This is a genomic window from Streptomyces himalayensis subsp. himalayensis, assembly GCF_013778455.1.
Taxonomy (GTDB): Bacteria; Actinomycetota; Actinomycetes; order Streptomycetales; family Streptomycetaceae; genus Streptomyces; species Streptomyces himalayensis.
Window position 1 is genome coordinate 224,238 of record NZ_JACEHE010000004.1, and the last position, 18,215, is coordinate 242,452.

The following is an 18,215-nucleotide window of genomic DNA, read 5'->3' on the forward strand; positions in this document are numbered from 1 at the left end:
GCCGGATGCGAGCTGGACCTGGATGTTCCGGGATCAGCGACAATCCATTTCCCCCTGAGAGGCAAGCATCATGAGTGCAATCCTGTCCAGGTTCGGGCGCCTGGCTGCCGCGCTGTTCGCCGCGGTCGCCCTGGCGTTCACCGGCGCCGGCGTCGCCAGCGCCGTTGACTCGGATTCGCATCGAGACTCGGGTTACTCCGACCGCGACGACGACAACGACCACGACAAGTGGGGCGGCTACTGGAGCAACTACGACGACGATGACGACAACGGCCATGACGGCCGCTACGGCGGTCATGACGGTGGCTACGGCGGCCATAACGGTGGCGGCCACGGCGGCGGCCATGACGGTGGCGGTCACGGCGGTGGCGGCGGTCACGGCGGTGGCGGCGGCCACGGCGGCGGTGGCGGTGGCGGCCACGGCGGCGGTGGCGGCGGCGGCCACTAAGGGCACCGCGACGGGTCCCGGGCTCTGTGAGCCGGGGCCCGTCCCTCATGCCGGGGGCCGAGTCACATGGCCACGCAATGGAGGACTGCCTGAGGACTGCCTGTCCTGCCCGTCAGTCTCAGCCGCTCCTGGCGTGGCACCGTCCGCATCCATCCGAATGGGCCCAGATTTCGAAACATTTCGTAGACGACTGCAGGCCTGGGTGTGGGATAGATGGGGCGAAGCCGTCGCTTCGACGGCCGTTGTTATGATTGGGCGTCACACGCGACGCCCATTGCGTCGCATGCGGAGAGATGTTTCGGTGACTCTACGTCAACTGTTTCGCGGAATTGCCGTAACTCTCCGCTCGACGATGTGTAGCGAGATCTGGCCCCCACGCCACTCCTCCTCTGGATAGGTCGCGTTTCTGCTGGTCAGAGTGGCGATGCGTGAGACGGGCTGACGCGTTTCCGGCGTCGAAATCTTTCTGAAACTTGGCGTTGACGTTGCAGGGAGTGGCTGCCAAACTCGCCACCGTTCGTTCCACCTCTCGCCATGCGGCTCCCGCGTCACGAATGCGTCATGCCCCGGATGCGCGGCTCCCCGCATGGCGTCATTCCGCAATGCCCGGGCGGCCTGCCCTGTCCGGCACTCGAAAAGAAGAGGTTGACATGATCATTGCAACCCATGGCCGCGAGTCGGGCCGCCCGCCACGGCGGTCGCGTGCCCGAAAGGCGGTCACTCTGGGGGTGGCGGTCTCCTCGCCGCGGCCGGCGTCGTCACCCTGTCGGGCAGCGCCGGCGCCGCGAGCACGCTCGGCGCCGCGGCGGCCGAGAAGGGCCGGTACTTCGGCACCGCTGTCGCCGCCAGTCACCTGGGAGAGTCGCAGTACGTCTCCACGCTGAACACCGAGTTCAACTCCGTGACACCGGAGAACGAGATGAAGTGGGACGCCCTGGAGGCGACGCGGAACTCGTTCACCTACACCTCGGCCGACAGGATCGTCAGCCACGCCCAGAGCAGAGGAATGAAGGTCCGCGGTCACACCCTGGTGTGGCACTCCCAGCTGCCCAGCTGGGTGAGCAGCCTCGGCGCCACCGACCTGCGTTCGGCGATGAACAACCACATCACCCAGGTGATGACGCACTACAAGGGCAAGATCCACTCCTGGGACGTGGTCAACGAGGCGTTCCAGGACGGCAGCAGCGGTGCGCGGCGCAGCTCGCCGTTCCAGGACAAGCTCGGCAACGGCTTCATCGAGGAGGCCTTCCGCACCGCCCGTGCCGCCGACCCCAATGCCAAGCTCTGCTACAACGACTACAACACCGACGGTGTGAACGCGAAGAGCACCGCGGTGTACAACATGGTCAAGGACTTCAAGGCGCGCGGCGTTCCGATCGACTGCGTCGGCTTCCAGTCGCACTTCAACAGCGCTTCCCCGGTGCCGTCCGACTACCAGGCGAACCTGCAGCGCTTCGCCGACCTCGGCGTGGACGTGCAGATCACCGAGCTGGACATCGAGGGCTCCGGGACGGCGCAGGCGAACAGCTACAGCAGCGTGGTCAAGGCCTGCCTGGCCGTCTCGCGCTGCACCGGCATCACCGTATGGGGTGTGACGGACAAGTACTCCTGGCGTGCCAGCGGGACACCGCTGCTCTTCGACAGCAACTACGTCAAGAAGCCCGCGTACACCGCCGTCATCACCGCGCTCGGCGGCTCCAGCTCAGGCGGTGGCAGCGGCGCAACCTGCACCGCCACCTACAGCAAGGCCGAAGAGTGGGGCGACCGCTTCAACGGCAAGGTGACGATCACCGCGGGCAGTTCCGCGATCACCAACTGGACCGTGACCGTCGCCGTGACCTCGCCGCAGAAGATCTCCACGACGTGGAACGGCACTCCCACGTGGGACAGCAGCGGCAACGTGATGACGATGAAGCCGAACGGCAACGGCAGTCTGGCAGCCGGTGCCTCGACGAGCTTCGGGTTCACCGTCATGACGAACGGCAACACGTCGGCACCCGTCATCGGTGCGTGCACCGCCTCCTGACGAACGTCAGCCGATGAACGCGCTAGCGCGGTGGTCCTTGATCACCGCGCTCGCTTCGTCGTCGCCCACGTTTGCGGTCGGCTCGGGCCCGTCCCGAGGCCGACGGTCGCCTGCGCGGACTTAGAGGTGCTCACAAAATGGGCGCCCGGCTCGAGGCGCCTGGCACGCACGCTCGCCGCGTTGCCGAAACACCCTAGTAGCTCCGCTACGAGGGTCTTCCGGCGCCTTGCGATCGCACGCACCAGGCGCCTCGAGCTGATCGGACTCCCATTTTGTGAGCACCTCTTTTACGAGCGCGGGGGAGGGGCCGTACTCTTCCTGACGACCAGGCTGGTGGCCAGCTCCAGACGCGTGATGGTGGGCTCGCCGGTCCTGAGCCGCAGCAGCATCTGCGCCGCCTCCTCGGCCATCTTCTGCAGTGGCTGGTGCACGGTCGTCAGCGCGGGGCTGGTCCATTGTGCGAGGGGGACGTCGTCGTAACCGACGACCGACAGGTCATGCGGAATGCGCAGTCCGTTGACCCGCGCCGCTTCCAGCACACCGAGAGCCTGAAGGTCGCTGCCCGCGAAGATTGCGGTGGGTCGGTCAGGCCGTTGCAGCAGGTCCATTGCCTGGGAGTAGCCGCCCTCTACGTGGAAGTCGCCGAAGGCGATGAGCTCCGGGTCGATGTCCAGTCCGGCCATGCTCATGGCGGAACGGAAGCCGTCGAGCCGGGCAAGCGAGCACATCATGTCCTCGGGACCGGTGATGACCCCGATGCGCCGATGCCCGTTCTCGATCAGATGACGTGTCGCGGCCAGTCCGCCGGACCAGTTGGCCGAGCCCACGGAGGGCACGTCGGGTTCCGGGTCGCCGGCCGGGTCGACTATGACGAACGGGATGGCCCGTGACCGCAGTTGCTGCTTGAACTCCAGCGGCAGGGACGAGAACACCAGGATCACCCCGAGCGGGCGACGCCGCAGGACCTTCTCGATCCAGTCGGGGGTCGGCGCGTGCCGGGTGCCGCTCTCGGTGAGCACCACGCTCGCGTCGTTCGCCACGGCGACGTTCTCCACTCCCCGGATCAGCTCCATGGCCCAGATGCTGTCGAGCTCGTGGAAGACGATCTCGATGAGCGGTGCCTCACCGGCGGACTTCGGAGTCCGCCGGTAGCCGTGGGTCTCCAGCAGGCGCTCGACCTTGACCCTCGTCGGCGGCGACACGTCCTGGCGGCCGTTGAGGACCTTCGAAACTGTCGAAATGGAGACCTCCGCCTTTTCGGCGATCTGGGCGAGGGTGACGCGCCCCGTCTCGTCGTCATCACGCATGAGCTGCAGCATACGTCAGCCCGGACACGACAGGCCGGTAACGCTTTGGTAACCCGATGACCGGGGGTTGACCCCCCTGGAGTCGAGGCCTAGCGTCACACCGCGCACAACACATTTCGGTGTTGGGCTCGATACTTTTCGGAGGGGCTTCGATGAAGAAGCGGGCATGGTTTCCACGTGCCGCAGCCGCCGGTGCAGCACTCGCCCTCGGGCTTTCGCTGTCGGCGTGCGGCTCGGGCGACTCGTCCGGGGGCGGGGACGGGGGAAAGATCCACGTCCTGGTCTACGGTGACTCCGCCAACAAGGTGGAGAAGCAGATCGTCGCGGAATTCAACAAGACCTCGAAGGTCAAGGCGGTGCTGGACACCATCCCCGGTGCCAACTACCAGCAGAAGCTGCAGACGATCATCAACACGGACCAGGCCCCCGACGTCTTCTTCAACTGGGGCGGCGGCAGCATCAAGCCGTTCGTCGACGCGGGCCTCCTTCTGCCGCTCGACGACTTCATCGCCAAGGACTCGGGCCTGCAGTCGAACTTCCTGCCGTCGGTGTTCAACGCCGCCGTGGTCGACGGCAAGTCCTACGGCGTGCCCATGCGCGGCACCCAGCCGGTCATTTTGTTCAACAACGGAAATGTGCTCAAGGACGCGGGTGTCGAGCCGCCCAAGACCTGGGACGAGCTGCTGGACGTGGTCAAGACCCTGAAGGACAAGGGTGTGACGACCCCCATCGCCCTCGGCGGTGGCGACAAGTGGCCGACTCTGATGTGGTTCGAGTACGTCTACGACCGCGTCGCGGGCCCCGAGCTGTTCGAGAAGGCGCTGGGCGGCGACAAGGAGGCCTGGGCCAGCGCAGACAGCAAGAAGGCGCTGTCGATGCTCAAGGAGCTCGTCGACACCGGCGCGTTCGGCAAGAACTTCGACTCGGTCAAGTACACCGACCAAGGCTCCGTGACGCTGCTGGCAAAGGGCAAGGCCGCGTTCGAGCTGATGGGCTCGTGGGAGTACTCCCAGCACCAGACCGACAACCCTGAGTTCGCCAAGGACGGCCTCGGGTACACGACCTTCCCCACCATCGAGGGCGGCAAGGGTGACCCGGCCAACGTCGTCGGCAACACCAACAACTTCTACTCGGTGCTGAAGAAGACGAAGCACCCGGAGGCTGTCGCCGACTTCCTGAAGCTCATGTACTCGGACAAGTTCGTGAAGGCGCAGCTGGGCATCGGCAACCTGCCCACGACCACCAACACCGAGAAGTTCCTGGACACCTCCGCCAGCCCGGAGTACTCGAAGTTCCAGTTCGACCTGGTCAAGAAGGCCCCGTCGTTCCAGCTGTCGTGGGACCAGGCGTACCCGCAGTCCGCGGCCGATGCGATGCACACCGCCATCCAGCAGTTCTTCAACGGGCAGCTCGACGCGGACGGCTTCATCAAGGCCATGCAGGCCCTGCCGACGTCGTGAGCCGGACTTCCGAGATGACCACCATCACCACCGTGAAAACCGTGGAAAGGCGGCGGCCCGCGGGCCGGTCCGCCGCCAGGGTGGGCCGCCCGGGCATTGCCTGGGCGGCCCCCGCCGCCGTGTTCTTCGTCCTGTTCGCCATCGTCCCGCTCGTGCTGGTCGCGGTGCTGTCCTTCATGAGCTGGAACGGCATCGGATCACCGCAGTTCGTCGGCTCCGACAACTGGACCAAGCTGTTCGACGACCCCGTCCTGGTCAAGAGCCTCTGGCTGAGCGTGCTGATCACCGTGCTCGGCGTGCTCGTCCAGACCCCGCTCAGCATCGTGCTGGGAGCCTGGGCAGCCGGACAGCAGCGCAACCGTGCAGTGCTGTCGGCGATCTTCTTCGTCCCGCTGCTCCTGTCCGCGACGGCCGTGTCCGTCCTGTGGCGTGCCCTCCTCGACCCGAACTTCGGCGTGCCCGCACAGGCCAAGTGGCTGTTCGGCGACGGCAACCTGCTCGGCATGCAGAGCGGCGCCATCGGCGTACTGGTCTTCGTGGGCGCCTGGCAGTACGTGCCGTTCCACACCCTGATCTACCAGGGCGCGGCGCGGGCGATCCCGAAGGTGCTCTACCAGGCTGCCGAGATCGACGGCGCCGGCAGGGTCCGGCAGTTCTTCCACATCACCCTGCCGCAGCTGCGCAACACCATGATCACCTCCGGGATCATCATGGTCGTCGGCGGCCTCACGACCTTCGACACCGTCCTGATCCTCACCCAGGGCGGCCCCGGCACCGACACCACCATCAGCGCGTACTACATGTACCAAAAGGCCTTCAAGGGCTTCGACTTCGGCGTCGGATCGGCCGTCGCCCTCGTCCTGGTCGTCGTCGCGACCGTGATCTCGCTCGTCATGGTGCGCCTCTCGGGCTACGACAAGATGCGCAGCGCAATGGAGGGCCTGTGATGAAGCGCCGTCCCAACTACCTCGCGGGCCTCGGATCGCTGGTCTGGCTCGGCCTGGTGGCCCTGCCGCTGTACGTCATGCTGTCCGCCACCCTGCAGAGCCGCAGCGACTACACCGCGAACGGCCCGCTGGGCATTCCCGACAACCTCACCCTGGACAACTACACCAACGTCTTCTCCAGCGGCTTCGGGCAGTACTTCCTCAACACGCTGATCGTCACCGTGGCGGTGGTCGCCATCGTCCTGCTGCTGGTGCCGCCGCTGGCGTACGCCATCGTCAGGAGCCGCGGCCGGGTGACCACGGGGGTCTTCCGGCTCTTCCTGCTCGGCCTCGCCATCCCGGCGCAGGCGGTGATCGTGCCGATGTTCTATGTCATCAGCCAGGCCGGGCTGTACGACAACCTCATCGGCGTCATCCTGCCGACGGCGGCCTTCTCGCTGCCGATGTGCGCACTGATCCTCACCGGAGTGATGCGTGACATCACCTCGGATCTGTACGAGGCCATGGCCATGGACGGCGCCCCGACCTGGCGGGTCTTCTTCCAGCTGGTGCTTCCGCTGTCCAAGGGCGGGCTGTCGACCATCACGGTCTTCTCCGCCCTGCAGGCGTGGAACGGCTTCCTGTTCCCGCTGGTGCTGACCCAGTCCGAGTCGACCAAGGTGATCACCTTGGGCCTCTACAACTTCCAGACGCAGTACGGGATCAACATCCCCGGGCTGCTGGCGGCTGTGGTCGTGTCCATGCTTCCCATCCTGCTCGTCTACCTGTTCGCCCGGCGCACCCTGGTCCAGGGGCTCATGGGCGTCGGAGGAAAGTGATCGACAACGTGTCCGTAGAGACAGATTCCGCAACTCCCCTGTGGAGCGACCCCTCCCTCGACGCCGAGACCCGTGCCGACGCCCTCATCGCCGCGATGACCCTTCAGGAGAAGATCGCGCAGCTGTACGGCGTCTGGGTCGGAGCGTCCAACGAGGGCGGGGAGGTCGCGCCGCACCAGCACGACATGGAGGAGCCGGTCGACCTCGACGTCCTGCTGCCGCACGGACTCGGTCAGCTGACCCGGCCGTTCGGTACGGCTCCGGTCGATCCCGCTCTGGGAGCGCTCTCCCTGCTGCGGACCCAGCGCCGGATCGCCGAGGCGAACCGGTTCGGCATTCCGGCCCTGGCCCATGAGGAGTGCCTCGCGGGCTTCGCCACCTGGGGCGCCACCGCCTATCCGGTACCGGTGTCCTGGGGCGCCACCTTCAACCCGGCACTCGTCCGGCGCATGGCCGAGGCCATCGGACGGGACATGCGCTCGGTGGGCGTGCACCAGGGGCTCGCCCCCGTCCTCGACGTCGTACGCGACGCCCGGTGGGGCCGCGTCGAGGAGACGATCGGCGAGGACCCCTACCTGGTGGGAACGGTCGCCACCGCCTATATCCAGGGCCTGGAGTCCGCCGGAATCGTCGCCACGCTCAAGCACTTCGTCGGCTACTCGGCCTCCCGGGCCGGCCGCAACCTCGCACCGGTGAGCATGGGCGCCCGGGAGCGCGCCGACGTCATGCTCCCGCCGTTCGAGATGGCGGTGCGGGAGAGCGGCGTCCGGTCGGTCATGGCCTCGTACACCGACACCGACGGGGTGCCGTCCCACGCCGACGAGCAGCTGCTGACCGGACTGCTGCGGGACACCTGGGGCTTCGCCGGGACGGTCGTGGCCGACTACTTCGGCATCGCCTTCCTCAAGGCCCTGCACGGCGTGTCCGGCAACTGGGCCGAGGCGGCCGGCGCCGCCCTCGCCGCGGGCGTCGATGTGGAGCTGCCCAACGTCAAGGCCTTCGGCCAGCCGCTGCTTGAGGCGGTCACCTCCGGCCAGGTGCCGGAGGCGCTGGTGGACCGCGCCCTGCGGCGCGTACTCATCCAGAAGGCGGAACTGGGCCTCCTCGACCCGGACTGGAACCCGGTGCCCGAGGCGCTGGCGGACGCCGACCTGACGGACCTTGAGGCGCTGCGCGGATCGGTGGACCTGGACACGGCCGCCAACCGCGCCATCGCCCGGGAGATCGCGGAACAGGCCGTCGTCCTGCTCCGCAACGACGGCACCCTGCCCCTGGCGAGCCCGGCCAGGATCGCCCTCATCGGCCCCACCGCCGACACCCCGAACTCGGTCCTGGGCTGTTACTCCTTCCCCGCGCACGTCGGCGTCCACCACCCCGAGGTGCCGGCCGGCATCGAGCTTCCGACGCTGCGCGAGTCGCTTCTGGCCGAGTTCCCCGGCAGCGAGATCGTCACGGCGCCCGGCGCGAGCGTCGACTCCACGGACACCAGTGGCTTCGCCGTGGCCGCCGAACTGGCACGCGGTGCCGACGTCGTCGTGCTCGCGCTCGGTGACAGGGCGGGGCTGTTCGGCCGCGGCACCAGCGGCGAGGGTTGCGACGCGGAGTCCCTGGTGCTGCCCGGCGTACAGCAGCAGCTGCTCGACACGCTCCTTGACACCGGTACGCCGGTGGTCGTGACGCTGCTGGCCGGGCGGCCCTACGCGCTCGGCCGCGCCGTCGAGGAATCCGCCGCCATCGTCCAGTCCTTCTTCCCCGGCGAGGAGGGCACCGCGGCCGTCGCCGGTGTGCTCAGCGGACGGGTCACCCCGTCCGGCAGGCTCCCCGTCAGCATCCCGAGCCGGCCCGGAGTCCAGCCGTCCACCTACCTGGCGGCCCCGCTGGGCCAGATCAGCGATGTGTCCAACACCGACCCCACGCCGGCCTTCGGGTTCGGGCACGGCCTGACGTACACCACCTTCGAGTGGTCGGACCTGACCGTGGACGATGCGCAGGCCACGACGGACGCCGAGGTACGGCTCGCCCTCACGGTCCGCAACACCGGTGACCGCGAGGCCACCGAGGTCGTGCAGCTCTATCTGCACGACCCCGTCGCCTCGGTCGTGCAGCCCGTCCAGCGCCTGATCGGATATGTACGGGTGCCTCTCGCGGCCGGAGAGGCGAGCCGCGTCCATGTCACCGTGCCCGCGGACCTCGCGTCCTTCACCGGTCGCGGCGGGCGGCGGATCGTCGAGCCGGGTGAGCTGGAACTGCGGCTCAGCGCCTCCAGCGCCGAGACGCGGCTGACGGCCAGGGTGACCCTCACCGGACCGGTACGGCAGGTGGACCACACCCGCCGTCTGCACGCGACGTTCAGCGTCTCACCGCACCAGGACCGCTGAAGAAACCACAGGCCGCCGGTGAACTCGCAGGCCACCGGCCGTTGGCGTCAAGCCCATGTCCCGCATGGCGTCAGCGGCCGGGGGCCGTGCGTCGGCTGAACCGCAGGCGACCGGCTGTGGGGTCCGGGCAGCACTGCCACTTCAGTCAATTCCCCCACCCCCGTTGACCCTTCACTCATACGCCTCTAGCGTTCCGGACGCACTCTCGAAACTTTGCAGAAGCCTTCCGGAAACAGCAAGTCACGTGAAGCCATCAGGAGAGGGAAATCCATGAAGCTCCAGTGCTTACGAAGAGCCGCGTTCGGGGTGTCGGCCGCCGCCCTGCTGCTGATCGGAGGAGCTACCTCCGGTCATGCGGCCGAGGCCCCCGTGCTGCGGGACCTCGCCGCCGACAAGGGCATCTACTACGGAACCGCGGTCACCGCGTCCAAGCTCAACGGCACCTACGCGAGTGTCGCCGCCGAGCAGTTCGACTCGATCACTCCCGGCAACGAGATGAAATGGGGCTCGGTCGAGCCGACCCGCGGCAGCTACAACTGGTCCGGCGCCGACAGCGTCGTGAACTTCGCCGAGGCCAACAACCAGAAGGTCCGCGGACACACCCTGGTCTGGCACAGCCAGCTGCCCAGCTGGGTCGAGAACGGCACCTGGACGGCGGACAGCCTCCGCACGGTCATGACGGACCACATCGCCACCGAGGCGGGCCGCTACAAGGGCCGCATCGACCACTGGGACGTGGTCAACGAGCCGTTCAACGAGGACGGCACCCGCCGCCAGTCGGTCTTCCAGACCGCGATCGGCGACTCGTACATCGCCGACGCGTTCAGGGCCGCCCGCGCCGCCGACCCCGACGCCGAGCTGTACATCAACGACTACAACGTCGAGGGCATCAACGCGAAGAGCACCGCGATGTACAACCTCGTCAAGTCGCTGAAGGAACAGGGCGTCCCGGTCGACGGCGTCGGTCTGCAGGCCCACCTCATCCTCGGCCAGGTTCCCTCAAGCCTTCAGGCGAACATCCAGCGCTTCGCCGACCTCGGCGTCGACGTCGTGATCACCGAGCTCGACATCCGGATGACGGTTCCTCCGACAGAGGCCCAGCTCGCCCAGCAGAAGGCCGATTACAAGGCGGTCACCAGCGCCTGCGTCGCCGTCTCACGCTGCAAGGGCATCACCGTCTGGGGCTTCACCGACTCCGATTCCTGGATCCCGGACTTCTTCGACGGATACGGCGCGGCCACCCCGTACGACGAGAACTTCCAGCCCAAGCCCGCCTACTACGGCATCGCGGAGGCCCTCGGCTGGACCGGTGACACCACGCCGACGCCGACGGGCAGCTGCGCGGTCACGTACACCGTGCAGAACCAGTGGAGCACCGGCTTCACCGCCCAGGTGACCATCAAGAACACCGGGACGACCGCCGTGAACGGCTGGCAGCTGGCGTGGAGCTGGCCGTCGGGACAGGGCGTCACCCAGGCATGGAACGCCACCGTCAGCCAGTCCGGCACCGCGGTCACGGCGGCCGACGCCTCGTACAACGCGTCCATCGCGCCGGGCTCCACGGTGACCTTCGGCTTCAACGGTTCGCTCTCGGGCGCCAACACCGCGCCGGCCGCGTTCAAGCTGAACGGGACGGACTGCACCGTCTAGACACGGCTCTGTCCCGAGGCCCGCACGCATGGCCTCGGGACAGAAGCAGCCGAAGCCGCCCGCCGCCTCCCGTGCCGACATCAACCCCGGGAGGCGGCGTGGCCGACGCCGCGCCGGCCTTGTGGAAGGCCTACGTCAGGCCAGGTCCAGCAACGACGCCATGATCTCGTACAGCGTCGCCTCCGGGTCGGCGACAGCGCCCTCCGAACGCCAGGCCACATAGCCGTCGGGGCGGACAAGCACCGCGCCCTGTTCCGTCGTACCGTGCAGCGCGGCCCAGTCGCCGCCCTTCTCGGGGGCGAGATCGGCATCCGGTCCGCTGCCGATCCGGTAGGAGTCGAGGGGTACGGACAACCGCTCGGCGACCCGCTTCGCCGCCATGTGCCACGTACTCGCGGCGCCGCAGAGCAGCACGCAGGAACGCTCGTAGAGATCGAGGGTGGACGTACGAACGCCCGACCTGAGCAGCCACATGTGCGGAGCGCGGCTGCCCGGCTCGCCCGTCAGCTGCATGGTGTCCGGCACCACGGGCTGCGCGGGGTCGGCGCCGATGACGGCGCCGCGGGGGTAGCGGTAGCCCAGAGCCACCTTGAGCACACCGCCCTGCTGTCCGCCGCCCGTACCGGGGGGCGGGGCGAAGCCGGGGTGGCTGTGCTCCACGGAACGGGCCGAGGCACGCGCGCTGGTCACCTGGGCGACCGGCAGGCGCTCCGTCTCATAGGTCGCCAGCAGTCCGGGCCCCGCCCAGCCGTTCAGTACGGCGGCGAGTTTCCAGGCGAGGTTGTGGGCGTCCTGGATGCCCGTGTTGGACCCGAAGGCTCCGGTCGGCGACATCTCGTGGGCGGAGTCCCCGGCCAGGAAGACCCGGCCCGACGCATAGGACTCGGCGACGCGCTCCGCCGCGTGCCACGGTGCCCTGCCGGTGATCTCGACGTCGATGTCCGGCACACCGACGGCCTTGCGGATCTGGTCGATGCACCGCTCGTCGGTGAAGTCCTCCAGCGTCTCGCCCCGCCCCGGCTGCCACGGCGCGTGGAACACCCACTTCTCCACGTTGTCCACCGGCAGCAGCGCCCCGTCCGCCTCCGGGGTTGTCAGGTAGCAGGCGATGAAGCGCCGGTCGCCGACCACGTCGGCGAGCATCTTGGAGTTGAAGGTGATGCTGACGTTGTGGAACAGCTCGCCGGGCCCTGTCTGGCCGATGCCCAGCCGTTCCCGGACCGGACTCCGCGGCCCGTCTGCGGCGACGAGGTACTCCGCGTACACGGTGGTGTGCTCGCCGGTGTCACGATTCTTCACGACCGCGGTGACCCCGTCGGCGTCCTGCTCGAAGGACAGCATCTCCGTGGAGAAGCGGATGTCGCCCCCGAGTTCACGAGCGCACTGCAGCAGCACAGGCTCCAGGTCGTTCTGACTGCACAGACACCATCCGCTCGGGCTGAACCGGGCGAGCCCGCCACCCGGGTCCATCTCCTTGAACAGCCACTCGCCTTCCTCGGCGAGTGACGGTGTCTGCAGGATGCCGTGGTTGTCCGCGAGGATCGACGCGGCCTCCCGGATCCGCTGCTCCGCACCGGCCACCCGGAACAGCTCCATCGTGCGTACGTTGTTGCCGCGCCCACGCGGATGCATCGATGTGGCCGAGTGCTTCTCGACCACCATGTGCTCGATGCCCAGTCGGCCCAGGAACAGCGAGGCGGACAACCCCACCAGGGAGCCGCCCACGATGAGGACCGGTACGCGGTGGTCGACTTCTTCGTTCATCAATGCCTCCAGCTGGGGTCCCCCCACGTTCGGGGATGAAGGTTCCATGCCCTGACAGGGCTTGGGGGGACGGGTTCCTCCGCCCCATTCACCCGGCTGGTTCAGCCGGTTCGCCGCCCGCGTCCCCCGGGTGGTTCAGCCGGGCCCGTCAGGCGCTTCCCCCAGGTGGTTCAGCCGGTTCCTCAGGCGCTTCCCCCGGGCGGTTGAGCCCGGTGTGTCACCCGCTTCGCCGGGGCTGTCACCCACGTGGTTCACGCAACTCGCGCGCCTTCCGGGACCGACCAATGATCGGTTCCGTGCTGATCGTCGCCCTCGCTCTCGGGGGACGACCCTCGGAATCCGCGGGACAGCAACCCGGATTCCAAGCGGCCTGACGTCGCATCAGGAGATGTGGCGTCCTTGCTGTCTCGAAGGAGATGTGTGCTGGATGACGATGACAATCTCGGAACGCGTGTCGCAGTCCGCGTTCGACGGCTCCAGACTTCGGGTCGTCCTGCTGCTGGACCTCTATGACGGTGCCCAGAAGGAGTTCCTGGAGGCATACGAGCGCCTGCGCAACCATGTGGCCTCGGTGCCCGGGCACATCAGCGACCAATTGTGCCAGTCCATCGAGAACCCCTCGCAGTGGCTCATCACGAGCGAGTGGGAGAGCGCCCTGCCGTTCCTGGCCTGGGTGAACAGCGAAGAGCACGTGGAGACGGTGCAGCCCATGCACAGCTGCGTCCGTGACACGCGCTCGATGCGCTTCAGCATCCTGCGGGAGACCGGCAATGTCGCCGGACCCCTGCCCGAGTCGGCCAAGGGACATCTGCAGGTCTCGCCACGGCTGGGCGACGGCGTGGTGCGCCACGCTCTCACCTTCACCGTGAAGCCGGGCAGCGAGCCGATCGTCCGCGAGATCATGTCCGGCTACACCGCGCCGAACCCACACGTCGACGACACCACCAAGCTGCGCCGCACCTCCGTCTACATGCACGGAAACCGGCTGGTCAGGGCCATCGAGGTGGAGGGCGACCTGATGATCGCCCTGCGCTATGTGGCGCGCCAGCCCGAGGTCACGGCGATCGAGGAGGCCATCAACCCCTACCTCGAGCAGGACCGTGACCTCAGCAACCCCGGATCCGCCCGGCTCTTCTTCACACGCGCCGCGCTGCCGTCGGTGCACCATGTGTCGTTCGGCGGTCCGGTCCCCGAGGACGTGCAGCGGCACGCGCTCCTCTACCCCGCGAAGGAGGGGTGCGGTCTGCCCCTGGCACAGCTGCTCGCCCGCCAGGACGAGGCGGCCGCGGACGACCCCACCAGCCCCATTCACAGCAGCACCGTCTTCCAGCGCGACGACATCGTCGTCCGGCTGGTCGATGTGCGGGGTCCCATCGATGCCGATCCCGCCGCGGCCCTCGCTCTCAAGGGCGACCGCAAGGCAGCCGTCCTGGCGCGTCTGCTCGACGGCGATGCCCTCGGCGTGGACGGCGCGTCGGCGGACGAACAGGACATCCTGCGCTTCCTCCAACGCTCCGACATGCAACTGATCACCGACCGCCGCGCATCGGACGCCTGACCCGGACCGCCTCGGCCGTGTCACAGCCGGACGCGCGTACGCCGTCGGCACCCGTCATATGGAGGAAGCAAACATGACCATGCACCGCCCACGCATCGTGGACCTCAGCGAGACTCAGCCCAACACCAAGCGCGGAGGTGATCTGCGCGCCATGCTCACGCCCATGGCGGTGGGCGCCAAGAGCGGTTTCATGGGCCTGGCCATCGTCCAGCCCGGCGACCGCATCGGTGAGCACTACCACCCGTACTCGGAGGAATTCGTGTACGTCGTGTGCGGTGCGCTCGAAGTGGACCTCGATGGGGAGACGCATCCGATCAAGCCCGATCAGGCTCTGCTCATCCCCCCTTATATGCGGCACCGGTTCCGCAACGTGGGGGACGAGGAGGCCCGTCTGGTGTTCCATCTGGGCCCGCTGGCACCGCGCCCCGCGCTCGGGCATGTCGACACAGAGGAAACCGACGCCACGGAAGGAGCCGGACAGGCCAGGACGCCTCAGCGAACCGAGGCCCTGTCATGACCAGGCGCGTGGCGGTCACCGGTGTCGGCATCGTTGCCCCGGGCGGCGTCGGCGTACCGGCGTTCTGGGACCTCCTCGCGGGCGGACGTACCGCGACGCGGGGCATCACGCTCTTCAACCCGGAGGGGCTCCGCTCGCGCATCGCCGCCGAGTGCGACTTCGACCCGGCGGCACACGGAATCGACGTGGCGACGGCACAGCGCGCCGACCGGTACGTCCAGTTCGCCATGGTCGCCGCCCGCGAGGCGGTCCGGGACGCGGGTCTCGACCCCGAGCAGGAGAACCCCTGGCGCATGGGCGTGTCCCTGGGCACCGCGGTCGGTGGCACCACGCGCCTCGAACACGACTATGTCGCGGTGAGCGAGAAGGGCCGGCGGTGGGATGTCGACCACCGCGCGGCCGGCCCTCATCTGCACCGGGCGTTCTCGCCCAGCGCGCTCGCCTCCGAGGTGGCCGAGATGTTCGGCGCCCACGGACCCGTACAGACGGTCTCCACGGGCTGCACCTCCGGCCTCGACGCGATCGGCTACGCCTTCCACGCCATCGAGGACGGCCGGATGGACGTCGCCATCGCCGGAGCCTCCGACTCGCCGATCACGCCCATCACCATGGCGTGCTTCGACGCGATCAAGGCGACGTCCACGAACAACGACGACCCGGAGCACGCATCGCGGCCGTTCGACGCCCACCGCGACGGGTTCGTCATGGGCGAGGGCGGAGCCGTACTGGTGCTGGAGGAGCTCGAACACGCCCGCGCCCGCGGCGCGCACGTGTACTGCGAGATCAGCGGCTACGCCACCTACGGCAACGCCTACCACATGACCGGTCTCACCCGGGAGGGCCTGGAAATGGCCCACGCGATCGACGACGCGCTCGACCACGCCCGTATCGACGGCTCACTGATCGACTACGTCAACGCGCACGGCTCGGGCACCCAGCAGAACGACCGGCACGAGACGGCCGCGGTGAAACGCTCCCTGGGCGCGCACGCCTATGAAGCGCCGATGAGTTCGATCAAGTCCATGGTGGGCCACTCGCTGGGCGCCATCGGGGCGATCGAGGTCGTCGCGTGTGTGCTCGCCCTCGTCCACCAAGTGGTGCCTCCGACGGCGAACTACGAGACGCCCGACCCCGAATGCGACCTCGACTATGTGCCGCGCACCGCGCGCCCGCTCAAGCTCCGCAACGTGCTGTCGGTCGGCAGCGGGTTCGGCGGTTTCCAGTCCGCGGTGGTTCTGACCCGACCCGAAGGGGGCACACGATGAGCTCACAGCCCGGGCGCCGGTCCGTCATCACCGGCATCGGCGTCGTCGCGCCCAATGGAACGACCACCGAGACCTTCTGGAAGTCCACTCAGGCCGGCACCAGTGTCCTGGACAAGGTGACCCGCGAGGGCTGCGAGAACCTGCCGCTCCGCATCGCCGGCGAGGTCCGCGGATTCGAGCCGGCAGATCTGATCGAGGAGACCTTCCTCGTCCAGACCGACCGGTTCAGCCACTTCGCGATGGCCGCGGCCGACATGGCTCGGGAGGACGCCAGGCTCGGCCGCGCCGACACCGTCGACGACCCGTTCGCGGTGGGCGTGGTCACCGCGGCCGGGTCCGGCGGCGGCGAGTTCGGCCAGCGCGAACTGCAGAAACTGTGGGGACAGGGTTCCCGCTTCGTCGGCCCGTACCAGTCCATCGCATGGTTCTACGCCGCCAGCACCGGCCAGATCTCCATCCGGGGCGGCTTCAAGGGACCGTGTGGAGTAGTCGCCAGCGACGAGGCCGGTGGTCTCGACGCGCTGGCGCACGCCGCCGGAGCCATCCGGCGCGGCACCGACGCCGTCGTGGTCGGTGCCGCGGAGGCTCCGCTGGCCCCCTATTCGGTCGTCTGCCAACTCGGCTACGAAGAGCTGAGCGCGAGCGACGACCCCGCGCGCGCATACCGTCCCTTCACCACCGGCGCCAGCGGGTTCGTACCCGCCGAGGGCGGCGCCATGCTCGTGGTGGAGGAGGAGGCGGCGGCCCGGGACAGGGACGTCCGGGCGCGCGCGGTCATCGCCGGTCACGCCGCGACCTTCACGGGCGCCTCCCGCTGGGAGCAGTCCCGGGAGGGCCTCGCCCAGGCGATCCGCGGCGCACTCCAGGAGGCGCAGTGCGCCCCCGAGGAGATCGATGTCGTGTTCGCGGACGCGCTCGGCGTACCGGAGGCGGATCGCGCGGAGGCGCTGGCGATCGCCGACGTACTGGGCTCGGGCGCCACCCGCGTGCCGGTGACGGCGCCCAAGACCGGAATCGGCCGTGCTTACTGCGGTGCGCCCGTGCTGGACACGGCGACCGCCGTACTCGCCATGGAACACGGCCTCGTCCCGCCCACCCCGAACGTGTTCGACGTCTGCCATGACCTCGATCTGGTGACCTCCCGTGCCCGGCCCGCCGAGCTGCGTACGGCGCTGGTCCTCAGCCGGGGCCTCATGGGGTCGAACGCGGCGCTCGTGCTCCGGCACGGCACCGATGCCCTCTCGTGAGAAGGAGAAATCCTCATGAACAGCGAACTGACCGTCCAGGAGCTCACGGCTCTGATGAAGAAGGCCGCCGGCGTCACCGTCGACGCCAAGGACATGGAGCGCCGGCTCGACACCGGCTTCTCGGAGATCGGGCTGGACTCGCTCGGTCTGCTCGGCATCGTCGGCGAGCTGGAGAACAGCCACGGCCGCGCGCTGCCCACCGACGCGGAGCGGTGCAAGACACCGAGGGAGTTCCTCAACCTCGTCAACAGCAGCCTGATGGCGGGAGCCTGACGTGTCGGGACACACCGAGAACGAGATCACGATCGCCGCGCCCCTGGACCTCGTCTGGGACATGACCAACGACATCGAGAACTGGCCGCAGCTCTTCAGCGAGTACGCGTCCGTCGATGTCCTGGAGCGGGAGGGCGACAAGACGACCTTCCGGCTGACCATGCACCCGGACGAGAACGGCAAGGTCTGGAGCTGGGTCTCCGAGCGGGTTGCTGACCGGAACGCGTTGAAGGTCAGGGCCCGCCGGGTCGAGACAGGCCCCTTCGAGTACATGAACATCGAGTGGGTGTACTCGGAGACCTCCGACGGGGTCCGGATGCACTGGACGCAGGACTTCGCGATGAAGCCCGAGGCCCCGGTGGACGACGCGTGGATGACCGACAACATCAACCGCAACTCGGTCGTCCAGATGCAGCTCATCCGGGACAAGATCGAGCAGCGCGCGGCCCAGGCGCGTCCGACCGCCTCCGTCACCACCGACTGACCACATAGTCGCCAGTCGCCCTGCGGACCGTCTTCTGGGCGGTCCGCGCGGCTTGGCGCCACCGAAAGGAAGG

Annotated in this window: 14 protein-coding genes and 1 pseudogene; 13 read left to right on the forward strand and 2 right to left on the reverse strand. The window is 68.3% G+C overall.

The genetic code is table 11. From position 1 onward, the window contains the following. The first annotated feature begins 70 nt into the window (after positions 1-70). Both H1D24_RS09300 and H1D24_RS09305 read left to right on the forward strand, forming a co-directional pair. Positions 71-448 carry a hypothetical protein gene (locus H1D24_RS09300; protein ID WP_181656935.1) on the forward strand — a complete coding sequence of 126 codons (378 nt, stop codon included), beginning with the start codon at positions 71-73 and terminating at the stop codon, positions 446-448. A 650-nt stretch (positions 449-1,098) separates the two neighbouring features. Next, positions 1,099-2,474, forward strand: a pseudogene (locus H1D24_RS09305) (glycoside hydrolase family 10 protein). 287 nt (positions 2,475-2,761) lie between these two features. Here the strand turns inward: H1D24_RS09305 and H1D24_RS09310 are convergent. Continuing rightward, on the reverse strand, positions 2,762-3,793 hold the full coding sequence (locus tag H1D24_RS09310) for a LacI family DNA-binding transcriptional regulator (protein WP_181656936.1): 1,032 nt from the start codon (positions 3,791-3,793) through the stop codon (positions 2,762-2,764). Positions 3,794-3,933: 140 nt separating this feature from the next. Between H1D24_RS09310 and H1D24_RS09315 the strand changes: the two genes are divergently transcribed. The 5 genes from H1D24_RS09315 to H1D24_RS09335 all read left to right on the forward strand — a co-directional run bounded on the left by H1D24_RS09315 (position 3,934) and on the right by H1D24_RS09335 (position 11,034). Continuing rightward, positions 3,934-5,241, forward strand: a complete 1,308-nt coding sequence (locus H1D24_RS09315) for an ABC transporter substrate-binding protein (protein WP_181656937.1) — start codon at positions 3,934-3,936, stop codon at positions 5,239-5,241. Between the two features lie 14 nt (positions 5,242-5,255). Beyond that, positions 5,256-6,188, forward strand: a complete 933-nt coding sequence (locus H1D24_RS09320; RefSeq protein ID WP_181656938.1) for a carbohydrate ABC transporter permease — start codon at positions 5,256-5,258, stop codon at positions 6,186-6,188. After that, complete coding sequence (locus H1D24_RS09325; RefSeq protein ID WP_181656939.1) at positions 6,188-7,006, forward strand: carbohydrate ABC transporter permease; 819 nt, start codon at positions 6,188-6,190, stop codon at positions 7,004-7,006. Before H1D24_RS09320 ends, H1D24_RS09325 begins: the two co-directional genes overlap by 1 nt. Positions 7,007-7,014: 8 nt before the next feature. Continuing rightward, on the forward strand, positions 7,015-9,384 hold the full coding sequence (locus H1D24_RS09330; RefSeq protein ID WP_374064194.1) for a beta-xylosidase/alpha-l-arabinosidase: 2,370 nt from the start codon (positions 7,015-7,017) through the stop codon (positions 9,382-9,384). Between the two features lie 270 nt (positions 9,385-9,654). Further along, positions 9,655-11,034 carry a glycoside hydrolase family 10 protein gene (locus H1D24_RS09335; RefSeq protein WP_181656941.1) on the forward strand — a complete coding sequence of 460 codons (1,380 nt, stop codon included), beginning with the start codon at positions 9,655-9,657 and terminating at the stop codon, positions 11,032-11,034. Positions 11,035-11,169: 135 nt separating this feature from the next. Here the strand turns inward: H1D24_RS09335 and H1D24_RS09340 are convergent, their stop codons facing one another. Next, positions 11,170-12,798, reverse strand: coding sequence for an FAD-dependent oxidoreductase (locus H1D24_RS09340; RefSeq protein ID WP_181656942.1), 1,629 nt, complete (start codon positions 12,796-12,798; stop codon positions 11,170-11,172). A 427-nt stretch (positions 12,799-13,225) separates the two neighbouring features. Between H1D24_RS09340 and H1D24_RS09345 the strand changes: the two genes are divergently transcribed. The 6 genes from H1D24_RS09345 to H1D24_RS09370 all read left to right on the forward strand — a co-directional run bounded on the left by H1D24_RS09345 (position 13,226) and on the right by H1D24_RS09370 (position 18,142). Next, a complete protein-coding gene (locus H1D24_RS09345; protein WP_181656943.1) occupies positions 13,226-14,356 on the forward strand; it encodes a SchA/CurD-like domain-containing protein in 1,131 nt (376 codons plus the stop codon). 73 nt (positions 14,357-14,429) lie between these two features. Continuing rightward, positions 14,430-14,873 carry a cupin domain-containing protein gene (locus H1D24_RS09350; RefSeq protein WP_181656944.1) on the forward strand — a complete coding sequence of 148 codons (444 nt, stop codon included), beginning with the start codon at positions 14,430-14,432 and terminating at the stop codon, positions 14,871-14,873. Further along, positions 14,870-16,138, forward strand: a complete 1,269-nt coding sequence (locus tag H1D24_RS09355) for a beta-ketoacyl-[acyl-carrier-protein] synthase family protein (protein WP_181656945.1) — start codon at positions 14,870-14,872, stop codon at positions 16,136-16,138. Before H1D24_RS09350 ends, H1D24_RS09355 begins: the two co-directional genes overlap by 4 nt. After that, positions 16,135-17,385 carry a ketosynthase chain-length factor gene (locus H1D24_RS09360; RefSeq protein ID WP_181656946.1) on the forward strand — a complete coding sequence of 417 codons (1,251 nt, stop codon included), beginning with the start codon at positions 16,135-16,137 and terminating at the stop codon, positions 17,383-17,385. Before H1D24_RS09355 ends, H1D24_RS09360 begins: the two co-directional genes overlap by 4 nt. A 15-nt stretch (positions 17,386-17,400) precedes the next feature. Beyond that, the gene (locus tag H1D24_RS09365) at positions 17,401-17,658 is read left to right on the forward strand and encodes an acyl carrier protein (RefSeq protein WP_067284952.1); all 258 of its coding nucleotides are present in this window, start codon (positions 17,401-17,403) and stop codon (positions 17,656-17,658) included. 1 nt (position 17,659) lies between these two features. Further along, positions 17,660-18,142, forward strand: coding sequence for an SRPBCC family protein (locus H1D24_RS09370; protein ID WP_181656947.1), 483 nt, complete (start codon positions 17,660-17,662; stop codon positions 18,140-18,142). Positions 18,143-18,215 lie beyond the last annotated feature (73 nt).